14 protein-coding genes and 1 riboswitch are annotated in these 19625 nt (G+C 70.8%); of the genes, 10 read left to right on the forward strand and 4 right to left on the reverse strand.

The window, feature by feature from the left end:
- Window positions 1-79 precede the first annotated feature (79 nt).
- The gene (locus AC1DMN_RS03925) at window positions 80-2281 is read left to right on the forward strand and encodes an ABC transporter ATP-binding protein (protein ID WP_477230362.1); all 2202 of its coding nucleotides are present in this window, start codon (window positions 80-82) and stop codon (window positions 2279-2281) included.
- 398 nt (window positions 2282-2679) lie between these two features.
- Here AC1DMN_RS03925 and AC1DMN_RS03930 read toward each other — a convergent pair whose 3' ends face one another.
- Window positions 2680-4563 carry a D-alanyl-D-alanine carboxypeptidase family protein gene (locus tag AC1DMN_RS03930; RefSeq protein WP_477230260.1) on the reverse strand — a complete coding sequence of 628 codons (1884 nt, stop codon included), beginning with the start codon at window positions 4561-4563 and terminating at the stop codon, window positions 2680-2682.
- Between the two features lie 237 nt (window positions 4564-4800).
- A riboswitch (TPP riboswitch) is annotated at window positions 4801-4910 on the forward strand.
- Between AC1DMN_RS03930 and AC1DMN_RS03935 the strand changes: the two genes are divergently transcribed.
- The 3 genes from AC1DMN_RS03935 (at window position 4906) to AC1DMN_RS03945 (ending at window position 7921) form a co-directional block, all read left to right on the forward strand.
- On the forward strand, window positions 4906-5556 hold the full coding sequence (locus tag AC1DMN_RS03935; RefSeq protein WP_440734434.1) for an ECF transporter S component: 651 nt from the start codon (window positions 4906-4908) through the stop codon (window positions 5554-5556). It overlaps the preceding riboswitch by 5 nt.
- Window positions 5553-7121 carry an ABC transporter ATP-binding protein gene (locus AC1DMN_RS03940; RefSeq protein ID WP_477230261.1) on the forward strand — a complete coding sequence of 523 codons (1569 nt, stop codon included), beginning with the start codon at window positions 5553-5555 and terminating at the stop codon, window positions 7119-7121. Before AC1DMN_RS03935 ends, AC1DMN_RS03940 begins: the two co-directional genes overlap by 4 nt.
- Window positions 7118-7921: an energy-coupling factor transporter transmembrane component T family protein gene (locus tag AC1DMN_RS03945; RefSeq protein ID WP_477230262.1), complete on the forward strand. Its 804-nt coding sequence runs from the start codon at window positions 7118-7120 to the stop codon at window positions 7919-7921. Before AC1DMN_RS03940 ends, AC1DMN_RS03945 begins: the two co-directional genes overlap by 4 nt.
- A 1-nt stretch (window position 7922) precedes the next feature.
- Here AC1DMN_RS03945 and AC1DMN_RS03950 read toward each other — a convergent pair whose 3' ends face one another.
- Window positions 7923-8552, reverse strand: coding sequence for a TetR/AcrR family transcriptional regulator (locus AC1DMN_RS03950; RefSeq protein WP_477230263.1), 630 nt, complete (start codon window positions 8550-8552; stop codon window positions 7923-7925).
- A gap of 217 nt (window positions 8553-8769) precedes the next feature.
- Here AC1DMN_RS03950 and AC1DMN_RS03955 point away from each other — a divergent pair, with 217 nt between their 5' ends.
- From AC1DMN_RS03955 to AC1DMN_RS03965, 3 genes are all read left to right on the forward strand, one after another.
- The gene (locus AC1DMN_RS03955) at window positions 8770-10080 is read left to right on the forward strand and encodes an MFS transporter (RefSeq protein ID WP_477230264.1); all 1311 of its coding nucleotides are present in this window, start codon (window positions 8770-8772) and stop codon (window positions 10078-10080) included.
- Window positions 10081-10097: 17 nt separating this feature from the next.
- A complete protein-coding gene (locus tag AC1DMN_RS03960; RefSeq protein WP_477230265.1) occupies window positions 10098-11879 on the forward strand; it encodes a glycoside hydrolase family 3 protein in 1782 nt (593 codons plus the stop codon).
- Window positions 11880-12249: 370 nt separating this feature from the next.
- The gene (locus AC1DMN_RS03965) at window positions 12250-14391 is read left to right on the forward strand and encodes an MMPL family transporter (RefSeq protein WP_477230266.1); all 2142 of its coding nucleotides are present in this window, start codon (window positions 12250-12252) and stop codon (window positions 14389-14391) included.
- 126 nt (window positions 14392-14517) lie between these two features.
- Here AC1DMN_RS03965 and AC1DMN_RS03970 read toward each other — a convergent pair whose 3' ends face one another.
- Window positions 14518-15306 carry a helix-turn-helix transcriptional regulator gene (locus tag AC1DMN_RS03970; RefSeq protein WP_441978061.1) on the reverse strand — a complete coding sequence of 263 codons (789 nt, stop codon included), beginning with the start codon at window positions 15304-15306 and terminating at the stop codon, window positions 14518-14520.
- A 203-nt stretch (window positions 15307-15509) separates the two neighbouring features.
- On the opposite strand from AC1DMN_RS03970, the gene AC1DMN_RS03975 reads away from it, so the two are divergent.
- Entirely contained in the window at window positions 15510-16301 is a 792-nt protein-coding gene (locus AC1DMN_RS03975; protein ID WP_441978062.1) for a class I SAM-dependent methyltransferase, read from the forward strand.
- A gap of 29 nt (window positions 16302-16330) precedes the next feature.
- Here AC1DMN_RS03975 and AC1DMN_RS03980 read toward each other — a convergent pair whose 3' ends face one another.
- Complete coding sequence (locus tag AC1DMN_RS03980; RefSeq protein WP_441978063.1) at window positions 16331-17227, reverse strand: helix-turn-helix domain-containing protein; 897 nt, start codon at window positions 17225-17227, stop codon at window positions 16331-16333.
- A gap of 102 nt (window positions 17228-17329) precedes the next feature.
- Here AC1DMN_RS03980 and AC1DMN_RS03985 point away from each other — a divergent pair, with 102 nt between their 5' ends.
- The gene (locus tag AC1DMN_RS03985) at window positions 17330-18529 is read left to right on the forward strand and encodes an MFS transporter (protein WP_477230267.1); all 1200 of its coding nucleotides are present in this window, start codon (window positions 17330-17332) and stop codon (window positions 18527-18529) included.
- 11 nt (window positions 18530-18540) lie between these two features.
- Window positions 18541-19569, forward strand: a complete 1029-nt coding sequence (locus AC1DMN_RS03990) for a zinc-dependent alcohol dehydrogenase family protein (RefSeq protein ID WP_477230268.1) — start codon at window positions 18541-18543, stop codon at window positions 19567-19569.
- The last annotated feature ends 56 nt before the right edge of the window (window positions 19570-19625 follow it).

The raw sequence follows: 19625 nt of genomic DNA on the forward strand, positions 1-19625 counted from the left end.
GGACAAGAAGGCCGCACGCGCCGAGCGCATGGCGCAACGCCGGGCGACGTACGCCGGCGGATCGACGGCGACCGTCGAGATGACCGACGCCGAGAAGCTGGAGGCCGAGCAGGCCGAGAAGGCGCGCCAGCAGGGCGGCGGGATGTTCGACGGGCCCGCCCCGGGCAAGGCGAACCAGTTCGGCCCGAGCTTCAAGCGGATGATCGGGCTGCTCAAGCCCAGCGCCGTATGGTTCGTGCTGGTCTCGATCTTCGGAGCGCTCGGCGTCGTGCTCGCCGTGGCCGCACCGAAGGTGCTCGGCAACGCGACCAACATCATCTACGAGGGGTTCACCTCTCTGCAGCTCGCCAAACCGCAGAACGGCTTCCCCGGCTTCCCGGAGGGCATGTCCCAGGCGCAGGTGGTCGAGCAGCTGCGCGCCGCGAAGCAGAACCAGTTCGCGGACATGGTGGCCGCGTTCGGGCCGTTCAAGGTCGGCGACGGGATCGACTTCGAGCAGTTGCGCTGGGTGATCACCGCGGTGCTCGCGATCTACGTCGGATCCGCTCTGCTGAGCTGGATCCAGGGGTACGTCATCAACGTCATCATGGTGCGCACGATGTGGCGCCTGCGTGAGGATGTCGAGGCGAAGATCAACCGCCTGCCGCTGTCGTACTTCGACAAGGTGCAGCGCGGAGAGCTGATCTCCCGCGTCACGAACGACATCGACAACATCACGCAGACCATGCAGCAATCGCTGTCCGGCGCGCTCACGTCGGTGCTCACCGTGGTCGGCGTCCTGATCATGATGTTCTCGATCTCCTGGCAGCTGGCCCTCGTCGCCCTCGTGGCGCTGCCGCTCATGGCCGTGATCTTCGGCGTCATCGGACCGCGTTCGCAGAAGGCGTTCGGGATCCAGTGGAAGAAGGTCGGCCGCCTGAACGCGCGCGTCGAGGAGGCCTTCTCCGGCCACGCGCTGGTCAAGGTGTTCGGCCGCGAGAAGGACGCGCTGGACAAGTTCCAGGTCGAGAACGAGGAGCTCTACCAGGCCGCGTTCAAGGCCCAGTTCCTGTCCGGGCTGATGATGCCGGCCATGACCTTCATCGGCAGCCTGACCTACGTCGGCCTCGCCGTGCTCGGCGGCCTCATGGTCGCCAGCGGTCAGCTGCGGCTCGGCGACGTGCAGGCGTTCATCCAGTACTCGCAGCAGTTCACCCAGCCGCTCAGCGAGCTGGGCGGCATGGCGGCGGTCGTGCAGTCCGGCACGGCCTCGGCTGAGCGCGTCTTCGAGCTGCTGGATGCGGAGGAGCAGGATCCCGACACCGAGGACGCACCGACCGTCACCGACGGCAAGGGCGTCATCGAGTTCGAGCACGTCGCGTTCTCGTACACCGAGGACCGCCCGCTCATCACGGATCTGTCGTTCCAGGTGGAGCCGGGTCAGACGGTCGCGATCGTCGGCCCGACCGGCGCGGGCAAGACCACACTGGTGAACCTCATCATGCGGTTCTACGAGCTCAGCGGCGGTCGGATCCTGCTCGACGGGCAGGACATCGCCCAGATGGAGCGTTCCGACCTGCGCTCCCGCACCGGCATGGTGCTGCAGGATCCGTGGCTGTTCGCGGGCACGATCCGGGAGAACATCCGCTACGGACGCTCGACCGCGACCGACGACGAGGTCATCGACGCCGCCAAGGCGACCTACGTCGACCGCTTCGTGCACGCCCTCCCCGAGGGCTACGAGACGAAGCTCGACGAGGACGCCTCGAACGTCTCGGCCGGTGAGCGTCAGCTGATCACGATCGCGCGCGCGTTCGTCGCACAGCCGTCGATCCTCATCCTGGACGAGGCCACGTCGGCCGTCGACACCCGCACCGAGCTGCTGCTGCAGCACGCGATGGCGGCGCTGCGGCATGGGCGCACGTCGTTCGTGATCGCGCACCGTCTGTCCACGATCCGCGACGCCGACCTCATCCTGGTGATGGAGCACGGCGACATCGTGGAGAAGGGCACGCACGAGGAGCTCATCGCGGCCGAGGGCGCGTACTGGCGGCTGTACCAGTCGCAGTTCGAGCAGGCCGCGAGCGATACCGATGCCGACCAGGCTCTCGTCACCGGAACCGTCACGGTGCCGACCGACGGATCCGTCGCGTCGGTCCCTGAGCTTGTCGAAGGGGCCGAGGCCGGCGGGGCCGCCGTCGCCGGGGCGGGGACCGCTCCTGTCGCTGTGGCCGAGCGGGTCATCGAATCGGCCGAGCGGCCGGACGGCCCGTCGATCGAGTTCGGCGACGACCGGGTCTGAACCGTCCCCTTCGATGAGAGCGCCGTCGTCCTGTTCGCAGGGCGGCGGCGCTTTCGCGTTGCCGGATTGCGCCGTACATTGTGCGCCGTGCACCGGGGTTGGCGTCGGGGCCGGGGTCAGCGGCAGGGACGGGTGCTGCCGAAGTCTCAGTCGAAGTCGCAGTCGAGGGCGGATTCGGGGTCGCGGCGGGGCGCGGCCGTAGTCTCAGCCGTCGCAGCGGCGGGCCCGCGCCCGTGTGTTCAGGTCGCGATTTCTGCTCTGCCGAGGCCGGTTTCAGAGCAGAAAGTGCGACCTGAGCGGATCCAGTGCGACCTGAGCGGATCCAACGCGACCCGGACCGACCGGCTGCGACAGGGTCATACTCGCCCGACGACCGTTGCCGGTCGGATCCGGGATCCCTACTGCGTGAGTCCGAGCAGCTCGAGGGGATGGGTGAGGCGCCACCAGAGGCTGGGGCCGTGCAGGGCGGTGCGCAGTTCCAACGGCACCGAGGCGGAATCCAGGGGACCCTTCAGGCTGAGCGTTCCCGCCTTCTCGCCGGCCTTCCACTGGTCACCGAGCGAGAACTTGGTGGTCGCGGTGGCCGAGGCGCCGTTCCACAGCACGACCCGGCCGTCTTCGGCCGCGACGACCTGGGTGGTCTCGCCCCACGCCGTGTCGACGGTGCCCAGCGTCGCACCCTTGCCGACGGTCTGCGGCTGGTCCTTCAGCGCCGCCTCGATGCCGGCGTACAGGGCTCGTGAGGCATCGACCCGGCCCTGATCGCTGTCCTGCCCGAGGGCGGCGACGTAGATTCGCACGATGGTGTCGCTGTCGGAGACGTCCTTTGCCGAGAGCAGGTTGTAGCGAGTGTCGTCCCCATCGCCGATCGTGCCGGTCTTGATGCCGACGATGCCGGCGTCGTCGATGAGGCCGTTGGTGTTCTTCACGACGCCCGCGCCGGGCAGCTCGACGCTCTTCTGCTTCAGGATCCCGGCGATCACCGGGTTCTTCTCGGCGATCTGGCCGAGCTGAATGAGCGCGCGCGGGGTTGCGACGTTGCCGAAGTCGAAACCGGAGGGCGTGACGACCGTGATGTCGCCGAGGTCGTGCTGGCGCAGCCATTGGTTGGCGGCGGCGGCGTAGTTCTCCTCCGTACCCCAGACCTCGCGGGCGAGCCGGTCGGCGTAGTTGTTCGCGGAGCCGAGCAGGATCCCCTCGTAGAGCTGGTACTGGGTGAGGGATCCGTCCACAGGCACGTCGAGCGCGGACTGATCCTGCCTCAGGTAGCTCAGGTAGTCGTCGCTGTCGGCCTGGGTGAACGCGAACGACGGACCCTGCTCGCCGGGCTTGAGCGGAAGCTTGTCGAGCGAGGCGAGCACTGTCACCAGCTTCGTGATGCTGGCCATCGGCACCTGCTGCTCGGCCGAGGCGATCGTGCCGATGCCCTCGACGCCCACGGCGGCGCTGCCCGTGGCAGGCCAGGCCGCAGCCGCCGCAGGGGCGGCGGCCGGCTGGAACTCGACCGCGGAGGCGACGGGCTGCACGGCGTTCAGCGGCCAGAGCGCGGTCGTGGCGCCGTACGCCACGATCACGGCGAGCACTCCGACGAACGGCAGCAGCACGCCGGGCCGGACGAGGGTTCGGTGCGGGGCGTCGTCGAGCAATGACCGGGAGGGAGCCGTCGCGGCGGCCGTACCGGTGCCCACCCGGGCCACGTCCACCCAGGTGAGAGCGGCGGTCGGGGTACGGTCGGGGCCGCGGACCAGCCCTGCGGAGGGCAGCGGTCGCACGGGGGCGACGGGGGTCCGGTCGGCATCGGTGCCGGCGGCTGCCTGCGGCACGGAGGCTGGTTCGGTAACGGCGGTCCGACCTGCGCCGACGGCGGGGACGAGGGGCGTCGGCTCGACGATCGGATCCTCCGGCAGCGCGGGCGGCGCCGACTCCGACGGTGCGGTCGGTGCCGACAGGGCGGGCGGTGCGATCTCGATGGCCGGATCCTTCTCGGCGACCGCCGACTCGGAGGTCGAGGCCGACCCAGAGGGAACCGCATCCGTCGCTCCTCCGAACAGCGATGCGGAGGGGGTCGACTCGGGTGCGGGGAACAGCGGTGCGGCGGGAGGGACGTCCTGCGCGGGGAACAGCGACGCGGATCCGCTCCGCTCCGGCGTCGTCGAGAACAGTCCAGCCGGCTCGACCGCGGTCTCGTCGATCTCCGTTTCGGTGCCCTCTGCATCGAGTGCGTCAGCGTCGACGATCTCCGGATCGACCTGGGCGGCCCCCGGACCGTCGTCATTGTTCACCCCCCTACCGTATCGGGCGCCCCTGTCAACGGCGGGTATCCTGCGCGGGTATCCTGCGCGTTCGGGCGGTCCGGGAGGCCGGGGCGATCACGACGCGGTCAGGGCGATCCGCCCGCTCGAGACCGCCGCAGGATGACCCTCCGCGCGAACCGAGGGCATCCGGCGACAGCGCAGGGGATGGGCTGCGTCGCACCACGACGAGGCGGTCGCCGCCACTTCCTCACGGCGCTAGAATGGGCGGATCACCACGGGAGTCCGGCGAGCCGGGCTGAGAGGGAGCGAATCGCGCTTCGACCGTCGAACCTGATCCGGATCATGCCGGCGCAGGGAGGAGTTTCCATGATGCACACATCCGTCCGCGCGTCCGAGACGAACGCAGACAGCACGCAGAGCCGGGGCCTCGGCCGTCCGGGACTGTGGCGCTGGCGCGTCGTCGACATCGTCGTCGCCAGCGTGATCGCCGTCGCGTGCGCCGGCGTCTTCCTGCTGTGGGACATCGTCCACGTCGGACCGAGCGCCCTGCTCACCCCGCTGCTTCCCGGCCTGCAGGAACTGCTCGCCGGCCCGTGGCTGCTCGCCGGAGTGCTCGGCGGTCTCATCATCCGCAAGCCCGGTGCGGCGCTGTACACCGAGCTCGTCGCCGCGGTGATCGAGTCGCTCGTCGGCAACCAGTGGGGCCCGCTGACGATCGTGTCGGGGCTCGTGCAGGGCCTCGGCGCCGAACTCGTGTTCCTGGTCTTCCTGTACGCCTCGTGGCGGCTGCCCGTCGCGCTGCTCGCGGGAGCCGCCGCCGGTCTCGCCTGCGGCATCAACGACCTGATCCTGTGGTACCCCGGATCCGGGACCCTGTTCATCACGGTCGCGCTGATCTCCGCCACGGTGTCGGGCCTGATCGTCGCGGGCCTCGGCGGGTGGCTCATCACGCGGGGCCTCGCCGCGACGGGCGCCCTCAGCCGCTTCGCCTCCGGGCGTTCCGCGGCTGCGCGGGTGTGAGCGCGGCACGGCCAGGAACGCCCGCGCGGCTCGAAGCGCACGGCTGGGGCTGGCGCTACGCCACCCGGCGTCGCTGGGCGATCCGTCACGCCTCCGTCCAGATCGAGCCGGGGGAGCGCGTGCTGCTGCTCGGCGCTTCCGGATCGGGCAAGTCGACCCTCCTGCAGGGCCTCGGCGGCGTGCTCGGCGGCGCCGACGAGGGCGAGGCCGAGGGAGCGCTGCTCGTCGACGGGGTCCCGGCGGACCGCGCCCGCGGCAGGGTGGGAATGGTGCTTCAGGATCCGGACACGCAGACGATCCTGGCTCGCGTGGGCGACGACGTCGCCTTCGGGTGCGAGAACCTCGGAGTTCCGCGGGCGGAGATCTGGCCGCGTGTGGACGCAGCCCTCGCCGCCGTCGGGCTGGACCTGCCCCTCGATCGGCCGACCTCGGCGCTGTCCGGCGGGCAGAAGCAGCGGCTCGCGCTCGCCGGCGTGCTCGCGATGCGTCCGGGGGCGATCCTGCTCGATGAGCCGACGGCGAACCTGGATCCCGCCGGCGTCGCCGAGGTGCGTCGCGCGGTCGGCTCGGCGCTGGACGCCACCGGGGCGACCCTGGTGGTGATCGAGCATCGCATCGACGTGTGGATCGACCTCGTCGATCGCGTGATCGTGCTCGGCACGACGGACGACACGACGGTCGTGATCGCCGACGGCGACCCGCGCGCAGTGCTGGAGGAGCGTGCCGACGAGCTCGCCGCGATGGGCGTGTGGGTGCCGGGCATCGACGTCGCGGCGCGGGCCAGAGCGCTGGTCCGCGCGCCGTCGCCGTCACCGGAGGCGCCCACCGGACCCGTCTCCGGACCGCCATGCCGTGGTCCGGGTCGCGCGGCCGGCGAGCGCGGCGCGGGCGGCGACGGCGGCGAGGAACTGCTCCGCGCCGACGGTCTCGTGGTCGGCCGCGCGAAGGGGATCCCGGTCGCCGGACCGTTCGACCTCGTGGTCCGCGCCGGCGAGGTGCTCGGGATCACGGGTCCGAACGGCGCAGGCAAGTCCACGCTCGGGCTCACCCTCGCCGGTCTCATCCCGCCCCAGCGCGGACGGGTGCGCGCCACTGCGGCCCTGCACGCGGACGCCTCGGGGACGGATCCGTTCTCGTGGTCGTCGCGGGAGCTGCTCACCCGCATCGGCACCGTGCTGCAGAGCCCCGAGCATCAGCTGCTGGCGAGCACCGTGCGCGACGAGCTCTCGATCGGGCCCCGCGCGCTGCGCCTGCCCGATGCCGAGATCGAGGCCCGCGTGACCGAGCTGCTGGGAAGGCTCCGCCTCGACGCGCTCGCGGCGGCGAACCCGTACACGCTCTCCGGCGGTGAGAAGCGCCGGCTGACGGTCGCGGCGGCCCTCGCCACCAGGCCTCGCGTGCTGGTGCTCGACGAGCCCACGTTCGGGCAGGACGCCCGCACCTGGGCGGAGCTGGTCGCCATCATCGCCGAGGTGCGCGACGCGGGCACCGCGGTGATCGCGATCTCGCACGACGAGGACGTGCTGCGGGCTCTGGGTGCGCGGCGACTGGAGGTCGGCGCATGACGCTGGCCCTGCCCGACATCCGTGCGGTCCGCTCCGGACCGATCGCGCCGCGCAGCGCGCTGGCGAAGCTCGCCGCCGCGCTGCTGATCACGCTGCCGCTGATCCTCTCGGTCGACGCCCTCTCCGCGCTCACCGCTCTGGTCCTCTCGATCCCGCTGCTGCTCTGGTGCGGTCTCAGCGCGCGCGAGTTCTGGCTGCGCACCGCGGTGCTCTGGATCGCGGCGCCGCTGAGCGCCGTGACCATCGCGCTGTACGGCCAGGCGAGCGGAGCCGTGCTGTTCGACTGGTTCGTGGTGCACGTCACGGAGGGGTCGCTCACACTCGCCCTGGCGACGGGCCTGCGGGTGCTCGCGATCGGGCTCCCCGCGGTGGCCTTGTTCGCGACGGTGGATCCGACGGACCTGGCGGACGGCCTCGCGCAACGCCTGCGGCTGCCGGCCCGCTTCGTGATCGGCGCGCTGGCCGGCATGCGCATGCTCGGCCTGCTCGCCGAGGACTGGCGTTCGCTCGCGCTGGCCCGGCGGGCACGCGGAGTCGCGGATCAGGGCCGGATCCGACGGGGGATCGGCATGGCGTTCGCGCTTTTCGTGCTGGCGGTGCGGCGCGGATCCTCACTCGCCGCGGCGATGGAGGCGCGAGGTTTCGGCGCACACGACCTGCCGCCGCGCACGTGGGCGCGTCCGGCGCCGTGGTCCGGCGCCGACACCGCGCTGGTCGTGCTGGGCGCCCTCATCCCGGCGATCGCGATCACGGTCGCCGTCGCCGGCGGGACATGGCACCTGATCCTCGGACCGTCCTGACTCAGCGCCCCCGAGGACCGGCTTCGTCCTCGAGGGGCACCACGAGCAGCTCCTCGATGCGGCGGCGCAGGGCCTCGGCCATGTCGACCGATCCGGGGTCGAGCAGCCACTGCAGCTGCAGGCCGTCCATGAGGGCGGTGAGCTCGGCCGCGGCGCGGTCCTCGTCGACGTGCGAGGCGAGGTGGCCGGCCGCGCGGGCGTCGCGCAGGGCCTTGGCCGTGCCGGAGCGGATCCGCTGGTAGCGCCGCACGAAGTAGTCGTGCGCGGGGTGCGCCGGGTCGGCGGCCTCGGCGGAGAGCACGGCGTACAGGGCGATGATCCCACCCACCTCGGTGTTGTGCCGGGCGAGGTCCACCATGCCGCGCAGGATCCCGATGCCGTCCTGGCCCTGCGAGCCATTGCGCCGGAACCGTTCGCGATCCTCCAGATCCCTGGTCTCCAGCACCGCCTCCATGAGCGATTCCTTGGTGGGGAAGTGATGGGCCAGGCCCGCGCGGGAGATCTCGCAGACCTGCGCGATCTCGAGCATCGTGGCGCTGTTGAAGCCGACGCGTCCGAACAGCGCGGTCGCGGCCGCGATGATCCGCTCCCGCCGGGCGCGGCCCGTGGTGTATCCGCGTTCGGTCGTCATCGGTGTCCCATCGTATGCGTCGGCGGGCATCGGCGGGGGTTGCGCTGATGTCGGATCCGCAGCTGGATCCGCAGCCGAAGGCGCCTGAGATGCCTGCGGAACAAAAACCTACACTTGTGCCGGTATTCATGCTAGCTTCGATCAACCGGCTCCGAGGACGCGTCGAGCGCCTTCGTCGGCCCGACCCGATCCCACCGCTCGCCCCCAAGGACTGACAATGACGTCGACATCATCCGACACGCCCGAAGAGCTGCGCCCGCCCATCACCGAGACCACGTTCGTGGCGACCGCCTCCGGCGAGGACGACCCGCCCGCGCCGATCAAGGGCGTGCGAAGGCTGCTCGCCTGGATCATCCCCGCGAACTTCGCGATCTTCGTGATCTGGGGCGCGGTGCCGGGGATCCTGCTGCAGGCGCAGCTGATCGCGATGTTCCCCGACGAGAAGACCCAGGTCGCGAACATCGCGATCGTGTCGACGATCGGCGCCCTCGGTGCGATGATCGCTCAGCCGGCCGCCGGACAGCTCTCCGACCGCACTCGTTCCCGGTTCGGCCGACGTGCGCCGTGGATCATCGCGGGCGCGATCGCGGGCGGTATCGCGCTCATCGCACTCGGGTTCATGAACAACCTCGTGGGCATCATCATCGCGTGGACGCTGATCCAGGTCGCCTACAACTTCGCGCAGGGCCCGCTCTCGGCGATCCTGCCGGACCGCGTTCCGGTCGCCCGCCGCGGCACGTTCGCCGCGCTCTCCGGCATCGGTCTCATGTTCGGCGCGCTCGGCGGTCAGATCATCGGATCCCAGCTCGCGCACTCGATCACGCTCGGCTACATCATCTTCGCCGTCTTCGCGGTCGTCGTGCTGCTCGGGTTCGTCGTCGCGAACCCGGACCACCCCAGCCTCAACTTCCGGAACGAGCAGTTCAGCTTCGGCGAGTTCCTGCGCACGTTCTGGGTCAGCCCGATCAAGCACCCGGATTTCTTCTGGGCGTTCACGGGCCGTCTGCTGCTCTACACCGGATACTTCGCCGTCACTGGGTTCCAGCTGCTCATCCTGAAGAACTACCTCGGCGTGAAGGATCCCTTCTCGGTGATCCCGCTGCTCGGCATCCTCAGTCTCGTCGGGATCCTCATCGCGACGGTGGTCTCGGGGCCGCTCTCCGACAAGGTGGGTCGGCGCAAGCCGTTCGTCTTCGGGTCCTCCCTGCTCATGGCGGTCGCGCTGGTGTTCCCGATGATCGCCCCGTCCTACACGTCGTGGATGATCATGACCGTGATCAGCGGCTTCGGATTCGGCATGTTCCAGGCCGTCGACACCGCCCTGATGAGCCAGGTCCTGCCGTCCGCCAAGAACTTCGCCAAGGACCTGGGTGTGGTGAACATCGCGGCGACGCTGCCGCAGACGTTCGCCCCCGGCGTCGCCGGCGCGATCGTGCTGGCGTTCGGATACGGAGCGCTCTTCCCGATCGCGATCGTGCTGAGCGTGCTCGGCGCGGTCAGCGTCTGGTTCATCAAGTCGGTCAAGTAACCCGAGGAGAACATGAAATGACGGACACCGTGAACGAGGCCGTGCTGCCCTACCGCGACGCCTCCCTGCCGATCGACGAGCGCGTCGAGGATCTGCTGGGGCGGATGGAGCTCGCCGACAAGGTCGGGATGCTGTTCCACACCATGGCGGCCTTCGCCGAACTCGACGAGAGCAATCCCACCTTCGGACTCCCCTCGATCTCGTCCATGGTGCGCAAGCGCCGGATGAGCCACTTCAACCTGCTCGGTGCCGCGCCCGGCGGACGCGAGTTCGCCGCCTGGCACAACGCGCTGCAGCGGATGGCGCTGGACACGCCGCTGGGGATCCCGATCACGCTCTCCACGGATCCGCGGCACTCGTTCAGCGACAACCCGCTCACCTCGCTCATGGCGGGTCCCTTCTCGCAATGGCCGGAGACGCTCGGCTTCGCGGCCCTCGGATCCCCAGAGCGGCTCGAGCGCTTCGCCGACATCGCGCGGCAGGAGTACCTCGCGGTGGGCCTCCGCGTCGCACTGCACCCGCAGATCGATCTGGCCACCGAGCCGCGCTGGTCGCGGATCGCGGGCACGTTCGGCGAGGACGCGGATCTCACCTCGCGCCTCGTCGTCGGCTACATCCGCGGCTTCCAGGGCTCCGAGCTCGGCCCGGACTCGGTCGCGACCATGGTCAAGCACTTCCCGGGCGGCGGTCCGCAGCTCGACGGCGAGGACCCGCACTTCGCGTGGGGCAAGGAGCAGGTCTACCCGGGGGACGCGCGGGACTACCACCTGCGCCCGTTCATAGCGGCGATCGGCGCGGGCGCGACCCAGATGATGCCGTACTACGGTCAGCCCGTCGGCACCGACTGGGAAGAGGTCGGGTTCGGCTTCAACAAGGGCGTGCTCACGGAACTGCTGCGCGACGAGCTGGGCTTCGAGGGCATCGTCTGCACCGACTGGGGCCTGCTCACCGACGTCGTCGTGTTCGGCGCCGACATGCCCGCCCGCGCCTGGGGCGTCGAGCACCTCACCCGGCCGCAGCGCATGGTCAAGGCGCTCGACGCGGGCATCGACCAGTTCGGCGGCGAGCTGTGCACCGAGGAGCTTCTCGGGCTCGTCGAGCGCGGCGAGGTCTCCGAGGATCGTCTGGATGTCTCCGTGCGGCGACTGCTGCGCGAGAAGTTCCGGCTCGGCCTGTTCGAGAACCCTTTCGTCGATGAGGAGACGGCGGCCTCGATCGTCGGCCGGCCCGACTTCGTCGCCGAGGGTCTGGACGCGCAGAGCGACTCGCTCACGCTGCTCACGAACACGGCGGTCGACGGCGGATCCCCGATCCTCCCGCTCGTGCGCGGAGAGAAGGTCTACGCCGAGGGCGTGGCCGCCGAGGCGCTCGCCGCGTATGCGACCGTCGTCGCGAGCCCGGAGGAGGCCGACGTCGCGATCCTGCGCATCAAGGCCCCCTTTGAGGACCGCGACCGCGGCGGGTTCAGCGACCTGTTCCACTCCGGATCCCTCGAGTTCCCGGCCGACGAGCATGCGCGCCTGACCGCGATCGCCGAGTCGGTGCCCACGGTGATCGACATCTACCTCGACCGTCCGGCCGTGCTCGGCGGCCTGGAGGAGTCGGCGCGCGCGGTGCTCGCGGACTACGGCGCCTCGGACGAGGCCGTGCTGCGGGTGCTGTTCGGCGAGCGCGGACCGCAGGGCGCGCTGCCCTTCGACCTGCCCCGCTCGGACGCCGCCGTCGCCGCCAGTCGCACGGATGTGGCATTCGACACGGAGAACCCGACCTTCCGGTTCGGGCACGGCCTGCGGTACTGACGACGCCTGCGCCCCGGGCGCTCCGAGAGCTCGGAGCGCCCGGCACCACGAACGCGGTCTCCTCCGGGAGGCCGCGTTCGTCAACCCTGGGGTCGTTGAGCGAGCACCGACACTTCGACTCGCTTCGCTCGCTCAGTGCGGGTCTCCGCGAGGCGCGAGACGAAACGCGGCATTCCTGCGGACCTGCTTCGACGAGTGCCGCGTTTCGTCTCGGTCGGCTCCGCCGTCCTCGCTCAACGACCAGCGGTCTCGGTCGTCCTCGCCGTCCTCGCTCAGCGACCGTGGCGGATCCGGTCTCGTCCCTTTGATCGATCTTTCGATCAACCTTGTGCACGATGGCATGCGGCTCTCGCGCCGGTGGACTGGAGGCATGGCAGATTCCGTTGCGCGCTCGCGCCTCTCCGATGCCCTGACTTCGCGCCGTGGTGCGTGGGTCTCGCTCGGACTCGTCCTTCTCCTCATGGTGCTGCTGTTCGGCGCCTTCGGCTCGGCCAAGGCGCCGGGCGGCAATGCACAGGCTCCGGCCGCATCAGAGTCGACCCGGGTCTCCGAGCTCTTGAAGACCTTCCCCCACGCGGACCGGCAGTCGGCGCTCGTCGTGGCCTCTCGGACCGATGGCGCCACGCTGTCCGACGCGGACCTGGCGGCGCTGAAGGATCTGGTCCCCGTGCTCGGTGCCCGCGCGGCGGCGGATCCGTCGGGGCCCGTGATCAGCGAGGACAGGAAGGCCGCGGTGATCATCACTCCGATCACGGCGTCGGAGGCGAACGCCGAGAATGCGAAGGCGATCTCCGCGCTGCGATCGGACGTCGCCGCGCACGCACCGGACGGGCTGACGCTGCAGGTCACCGGCGGTCCCGCGTTCGGCGCGGACATCGCCTCCGCGTTCGAGGGCGCGGACTTCACTCTGCTGATCGTCACGATCCTCATCGTCGCGATCCTGCTCATCGTGACCTACCGTTCTCCGATCCTGTGGCTGATCCCGCTGGTGGTCGTGACGCTCGCGGACGGACTCGCGGGCCGGATGACCGCGGCGGCCGGATCCGCGTGGGGCTTGCAGTTCGACGCGGGCATCATCAGCGTGCTGGTCTTCGGCGCCGGCACGAACTACGCGCTGTTGCTGATCTCGCGCTATCGCGAGGAGCTGCAGGCCGAGCCCGATCATCGTCGTGCCCTCGGCACGGCCTGGCGGAAGACCATGCCCGCGATCGTCGCCTCGAACGTCACGGTGGTGCTCGCCCTGCTCACGCTCGTGCTGGCGGTCATCCCGGGCACGCACGGGCTCGGGATCTCCTCGGCGATCGGGCTGCTGATCGCGCTCGGGTCGGTGCTGTTCCTGCTGCCGCCTCTGCTCGCGGTGTGCGGGCCGAAGGTGTTCTGGCCGTTCATACCGCGCCCCGGCGAACAGCGACGGCAGGGACGGGTCTGGCGCGGAATCGCCGGCGGTGTCGTGAAGCGCCCGGTCGTCGCGCTGCTCGCGGGTGGCGCGCTGCTGGCTGTGATGGCGGCGGGCCTGTTCGGCACCTCGGTCGGGCTCGACCAGGTGGAGAAGTTCCGGGTGCCGTCGGAGTCGGCGGCGGGGCTCGAAGTGTTCTCCGCGCACTTCCCGGCGGGTGAGGCGCAGCCGATCCTCGTCGTGACCGACGCGGCGCAGGCTCAGGACGTCATCGCCGCGGCGAAGGACGTCCAGGGGGTCGTGCGCGTGCAGCCGATCGGCACCACGGCGGACGGCGACCTCACGAAGATCATGGTGACCAGCGAGTACGCGCCGAGCACGGAGCGGAGCCTGAGCCAGATCACCGCGCTGCGCGACGCCGTGCACGCCGTCCCGGATGCGCACGCCCTCGTCGGCGGGGCGGTCGCGACCGACCTCGACGCCCGCGCCGGCAACCAGCAGGATCTGCTGCTCATCGCGCCCCTCGTGCTCCTGGCCAGCTTCCTCGTGCTGCTGATCCTGCTGCGTTCGATCGTCGCACCGGTGCTGCTGCTGATCGTGAACCTCGCCAGCGCGCTCGCCGCGATCGGCGCCGGCGCGTGGCTGAGCCGGGCGCTGTTCGGCCAGCACGCGCTCGATCTGCAGGTGCCGCTGCTCGCGTTCCCGTTCCTGGTCGCCCTCGGCATCGATTACACGATCTTCCTCGTGCACCGCGCACGCGCCGAGGCCGCAGAGCGCGGCACCCGTCAGGGCATGGTCGAGGCGATCGCGCACACCGGCGGCGTGATCACCAGCGCGGGCATCGTGCTGGCGGCGGTGTTCGCCGCCCTCGGGGTGCTGCCGCTCGTGACCCTCGGCCAGCTCGGCCTGATCGTCGGCGTCGGCGTGATCGTGGACACGCTCGTGGTGCGCACGGTGATCGTGCCCGCGATCTTCGCCCTTATGGGCGACCGGATCTGGTGGCCGGGTCGGCTGCGCCGCGCGTCGGATACGGCGTCATCCGCGGCGGCTGAGGCTCCGGATCCGGACGTCTCGGATCCTGCCCCGGATCAGGTTCCCGTTCTCCGGGGTCGTTGAGCGAAGACGCGAAGGCGACTGAGACGAAACGCGGTGCGCCGACGGACGTGATCCGCGAGCGCACCACGTTTCGTCTCGCTTCGCTCGCTCAACGACCCCAGGGTGAGCGGGGCACGGCGGATGGCGTCAGAGCGCGGGCAGCCAGAGCGTCATCCGCATCCCGTCCTCGGGCAGATGCAGCACCTCATAGCGGCGCGCGGCGACGGTGCCGTCCGCGGAGCGGACATGCGTGACGGCCCCCCGCCGGCGCTGCACGAGATGGCCGCCCCACCAGGTCCGGAACAGCGGGCTCTGCGCACTCAGCTCTTCGACGAGAGCGACGAGCTGCGGATCCCGCAGGTCGTCGACGTTCGCGGCGCGCAGGTGCGCGACCGCGCCGCGAGCGAGCTCCTCCCACTCGACGAACGTCGACGTCGCGCGCGGGTCGAGCAGGAGCGAACGGCATGTGTTGCGCTGAGCGGGCGGGAGATCGGCGAGCCCCTCGTGGAGTGCGAGCCCCTCGGGGTTGGCCGCCACGACCGTGCTGAGCCGGTCCAGCACGTACGCCGGGTTGGGGCGCACGGCGTCGACCAGCATCGTCATCCGGGCGACCAGGGCGTCGTCGAGGGCGGGCGTTTCCACAGTCTCGGGGCGAAGCATGCCGGGGTGGGCGTCGCGCAGCCGGTGCAGGTGATCGGCGGCGTCCGGGTCCAGCCGCAGTGCCCGGGCGAGCGCGTCCAGCACGGCGTCGCTGGGGTGGGTCTCGCGTCCTTGTTCGAGCCGCGTGTAGTAGTCGGCGCTGATGCCTGCGGCGGTCGCGACCTCTTCGCGGCGCAGGCCCGAGGTGCGACGCCGCGCCCCCGACCTCGACGCCTCGGTCTGCAGCCGCGCGTCGGTGCGCCGGGCACGGAGGAAGTCACCGAGAGGGTTCGACATCCGCAGCCTCCGCACAGCTCAGAAAGACAGGATCCTCGGCGCCGCCGAGTGCTCCCAAGGGGCAGCGAGGGTGCGGCGCTCCTAGGAAGACTACGGTCTTCCGCGCCGTGCGCCGAACCGGAACCCTGGGTGATGAGTCGTCCCCCTGAGGGCGAGCCACAGACCGTGCTCAGGGGGGCGACTCGGAACAGCGAGGAGACACGATGGCCGCCTACACACACGGACACCACGATTCGGTGCTGCGATCGCATCGCTGGCGCACGGCGGAGAATTCGGCGGCATACCTGCTGCCGCACCTGCGCCCGACCGACCGGCTGCTCGACGTCGGAGCGGGACCGGGGACGATCACCGCGGATCTCGCGGGCCGGGTCGCCGAGGTCGTGGCGACGGAGATCGGCGCGGAGGAGCTCGAGCTCAGCCGCACCACGGCGGCCGACCGCGGTGTGACCAACATCGACTTCCGCGTCGCCGACGTGCACGCCCTGGACTTCCCCGATGACAGCTTCGACGTGACGCACGCGCACCAGGTGCTGCAGCACGTGGCGGATCCGGTGCAGGCCCTGCGGGAGCTCGCCCGGGTGACGAAGCCGGGCGGGATCATCGCCGTGCGCGACAGCGACTACGGCGGGTTCAACTGGTGGCCCGCAGTGCCGGCGCTGGACACCTGGCTCGACCTGTACCGGACCGCGGCGCAGGCGAACGGGGGAGAGCCGGATGCCGGTCGCCGGCTGCTGGCGTGGGCGCACGCCGCGGGGATCACCGACGTCGTGGCCACCTCGAGCACCTGGTGCTACGCGACGCCGGAGGACCGCGCCTGGTGGGGCGGGATGTGGGCCGACCGGATCCTCGACTCCGCGATCGCACGCCAGCTCGTCGAGTCCTCGGCGGCGACGCCGGAAGATCTGCGCGGCGTCAGCGACGGCTGGCGGGAGTGGGCGGCGAGCGAGGACGGCTGGCTGTCGGTACTGCACGGCGAGATCCTCTGCCGCGTGTGATCCGTCACGCACGACGCGGATGGGCGAGGTCACCCCTCCGCGTCGGCAGTGGCTGCGGGGTGCTCCGCGTCGTGCGTCGCCGCCCAGGAGGCGAGCAGGGCGAGGCGCTCGGCGGACGGTGACGCGGGCTCGGCCGTGTAGACGAGAAGCACATTGCCCGGCTCCGCGGTGATCGCCAGCTCCTCGTATGCGAGGGTCAGCTCGCCCACGATCGGGTGGCGGAAGCGCTTGGTGCCCGCGCCGTGTCGACGCACGTCGTGCGCGGCCCAGAGCCGGCGGAACACCTCGCTGCGCGTGGACAGCTCGCCCACGAGCTCCTGCAGGGCGGTGTCGTGCGGATCCCGGCCTGCCTCCGCGCGCATCACTCCGACGCACATGTGCGCGAACAGGTCCCAATCGGGATAGAAGTCCCGTGCGGCCGGATCCAGGAACTGGAAGCGGGCGAGGTTCGGCGTGCGCCCGCCGTCGCCGATCACGGGTGAGTAGAAGGCCCGCCCCAGGGCATTGGTGGCGAGCAGGTTCTGCCGCGGATCGCGGACGAACGCCACTCCGTCGGTGATCGAGGACAGCGCCCACTGCAGGCTCGGCCGCAGCGGCACCGGGCGACCGCTCCCGCGGCGCCGTGCCCGGCCGCTCGTGGGGATGCCGTCCGCAGCACGCGCGAGGTCGAGAAGGTGGGCGCGTTCGGCGTCGTCGAGTTGCAGCGCGTCGGCGAGGGCGTCGAGCACGGCGGCCGAGGCTCCGGCGATCGCACCGCGTTCGAGCTTCGCGTAGTACTCCACGCTGACCCCGGCGAGCGCGGCCACCTCACTGCGGCGCAGACCCGCGACACGGCGGTTCGCACCGGCGGGCAGCCCCGCCGCCTCCGGTGAGACCTGGGCGCGCCGGGTCATCAGGAACTCGCGCACCTCGGCTCTGTTGTCCATGCACAGCAGAGTAAGCCGATCGGTGTTCGTGAGGGATGCCCTGCCGGTACACCCCTCGACAGGGACTCCCGCGCGGGCACTCACGGGAGCACAGTAGAACCCATGAGCAATCCCGACAACACCCGGACGGCGCACTGGGGCGGCGTCCTCGCGATGACCCTCTGCGTCTTCGCGCTGATCGCGGCTGAGTTCATGCCCGTGAGCCTGCTCACCCCGATCGCGGCCGGCCTGCAGGTCACGGAGGGAGCGGCCGGACAGGGGATCGCGATCTCGGGCCTGTTCGCCGTGATCACCAGTCTGTCGATCTCGCGAGTCGCCGGCCGGATGAACCGCAAGACGCTGCTCCTCCTGCTCACCGCCGTGATGACCGTGTCCAGCGCACTCATCGCCGTAGCGCCCACCTATCTCGTCTACATGGTTGGCCGGGGGCTGATCGGCGTCGTGATCGGCGGGTTCTGGTCGATGTCGATCTCCGCCGCGATGCGGCTCGTGCCCGACCACCACGTGCCGCGGGCGCTCGCGATCTTCAACGGCGGGAACGCCCTCGCGGCCGTCGTCGCCGCACCGATCGGCAGCTTCCTGGGCGCCGCGATCGGCTGGCAGGGGGCGTTCTGGTGCCTCGTCCCGGTCTCGCTGCTGGCGCTCGCCTGGCAGTGGATCAGTCTGCCCTCCATGCCGGCACCGCCGCGATCCGCCGCGCACGTGTTCGCTGCACTGCGCTCCCGTACCGTAGCGCGGGGCATGGCCGCCTGCGGCGCGTTCTTCGCCGGGCAGTTCCTGCTGTTCACATACGTCCGGCCGTTCCTCGAGCGCGTCACCCGCCTCGACGCGACCGCGGTCGCCATCGTCCTGCTCGCGGTCGGCATCGGCGGTCTGCTCGGCACCATCGCGATCGACCGGGTGCTCCGGCACGGGCTGCACGCCGCACTCGTCGTGATCCCGATGCTCATGGCGCTCCTCGCGACCGCGCTCGTGCTGACCGGATCCTGGCTCGCCCCGGTGGCCGTGCTGCTGGCGCTGTGGGGGATGCTCGGCACCTCGGCTCCCGTGGGCTGGGCCAGTTGGGTCGCGCGCACCATGACCGAGGATCCCGAGGCCGGGGGTGGGCTCCAGGTGGCCGTGATCCAGCTGTCGATCGCGCTCGGATCCACCGTCGGCGGCGTGATCTTCGATCATCTCGGCCATGTCGCCACCTTCCTGACCAGCGCCGCGGTGCTTCTGCTTTCCGCGGCGCTCGCCGCATCCCTCCGTCCCCGTCGCGACGACACGACCGGTGTCTCCGCGGTCACCACCACCATCTGAAGGAGAACATCATGCGTGGAGTCGTCATGCACGCCCCGGGCGATGTCCGGACCGAAGAGCTCGAGATGCCCGTCATCCTCGAGCCGACCGACGCGATCATCCGCGTCACCGCGACCTGCATCTGCGGATCCGACCTCTGGCCCTACCGCGGCGCCGAGCCGATCCGCGCCGGCGGTCAGCGGATGGGCCACGAGTACATCGGGGTCGTCGAGAGCGTCGGCGACGCGGTGACCCGGATCCGTCCGGGTGACTACGTCGTCGGATCCTTCGTCGCCAGCGACAACACCTGCGAGATCTGCGCGGCCGGCTACCAGTCCCGCTGCGTGCACCAGGTGATGATGGGCTCGGTCGGCACCCAGGCGCAGTACGCCCGCATCCCGCTCGCCGACGGCACGCTGGTCGTGACGCCAGGGGAGCCCTCCGCCGACCTCATCCCGTCGCTGCTCGCCGCCTCGGACGTGCTCGGCACGGGCTGGTTCGCCGCGGTCGCTGCCGAGGCGGGCCCGGGCAGGACCGTCGCCGTGGTCGGCGACGGCGCGGTCGGGCTTCTCGGCGTGCTCGCCGCGAAGCAGCTCGGCGCGGAACGGATCATCGCGATGTCCCGCCACGCAGATCGGCAGGCGCTCGCCCGCAGCTTCGGCGCGACGGACATCGTCGAAGAGCGCGGCGACGAGGGTGTCGCCCGGATCAAGGAGCTCACGAACGGCCTCGGCGCGCACTCCACGATCGAGGCCGTCGGCACCCAAGAGTCGATGGAGCAGGCGATCCGCGCCACGCGCCCCGGCGGGCACATCGGGTTCGTGGGCGTGTCCCACGACGTCGCCCTGGACGGTGCAGAGGTCTTCTTCTCCAGCGTGCACCTGCACGGCGGGCCGGCGCCGGTGCGCCGCTTCCTGCCGGAGCTCGTCGATCTGATCTTCCAGCGGCGCATCGACCCCGGCGCGGTCTTCGATCTGACGCTGTCGATCGAAGACGCGGCCGAGGGCTACCGCGCGATGGACGAGCGCCGCGCGACCAAGGTGCTGCTGACAACCGACTGAGAGCCACAAGATCCGAGTCGTCCCCCTGAGCACGAGCAATAGGTCGTGCTCAGGGG

This window comes from Microbacterium sp. 01T413_2 (assembly GCF_056398985.1).

Bases quoted from the DNA above. Each gene is read 5' to 3' on its own strand.
- AC1DMN_RS03980 (WP_441978063.1), bottom strand. From the start codon at position 17,227: ATGGACAACAGAGCCGAGGTGCGCGAGTTCCTGATGACCCGGCGCGCC.
- AC1DMN_RS03955 (WP_477230264.1), top strand. From the start codon at position 8,770: ATGACGTCGACATCATCCGACACGCCCGAAGAGCTGCGCCCGCCCATC.
- AC1DMN_RS03990 (WP_477230268.1), top strand. From the start codon at position 18,541: ATGCGTGGAGTCGTCATGCACGCCCCGGGCGATGTCCGGACCGAAGAG.
- AC1DMN_RS03965 (WP_477230266.1), top strand. From the start codon at position 12,250: ATGGCAGATTCCGTTGCGCGCTCGCGCCTCTCCGATGCCCTGACTTCG.
- AC1DMN_RS03975 (WP_441978062.1), top strand. From the start codon at position 15,510: ATGGCCGCCTACACACACGGACACCACGATTCGGTGCTGCGATCGCAT.
- AC1DMN_RS03935 (WP_440734434.1), top strand. From the start codon at position 4,906: ATGCACACATCCGTCCGCGCGTCCGAGACGAACGCAGACAGCACGCAG.
- AC1DMN_RS03960 (WP_477230265.1), top strand. From the start codon at position 10,098: ATGACGGACACCGTGAACGAGGCCGTGCTGCCCTACCGCGACGCCTCC.
- AC1DMN_RS03925 (WP_477230362.1), top strand. From the start codon at position 80: ATGACCGACGCCGAGAAGCTGGAGGCCGAGCAGGCCGAGAAGGCGCGC.
- AC1DMN_RS03970 (WP_441978061.1), bottom strand. From the start codon at position 15,306: ATGTCGAACCCTCTCGGTGACTTCCTCCGTGCCCGGCGCACCGACGCG.
- AC1DMN_RS03985 (WP_477230267.1), top strand. From the start codon at position 17,330: ATGAGCAATCCCGACAACACCCGGACGGCGCACTGGGGCGGCGTCCTC.
- AC1DMN_RS03950 (WP_477230263.1), bottom strand. From the start codon at position 8,552: ATGACGACCGAACGCGGATACACCACGGGCCGCGCCCGGCGGGAGCGG.
- AC1DMN_RS03945 (WP_477230262.1), top strand. From the start codon at position 7,118: ATGACGCTGGCCCTGCCCGACATCCGTGCGGTCCGCTCCGGACCGATC.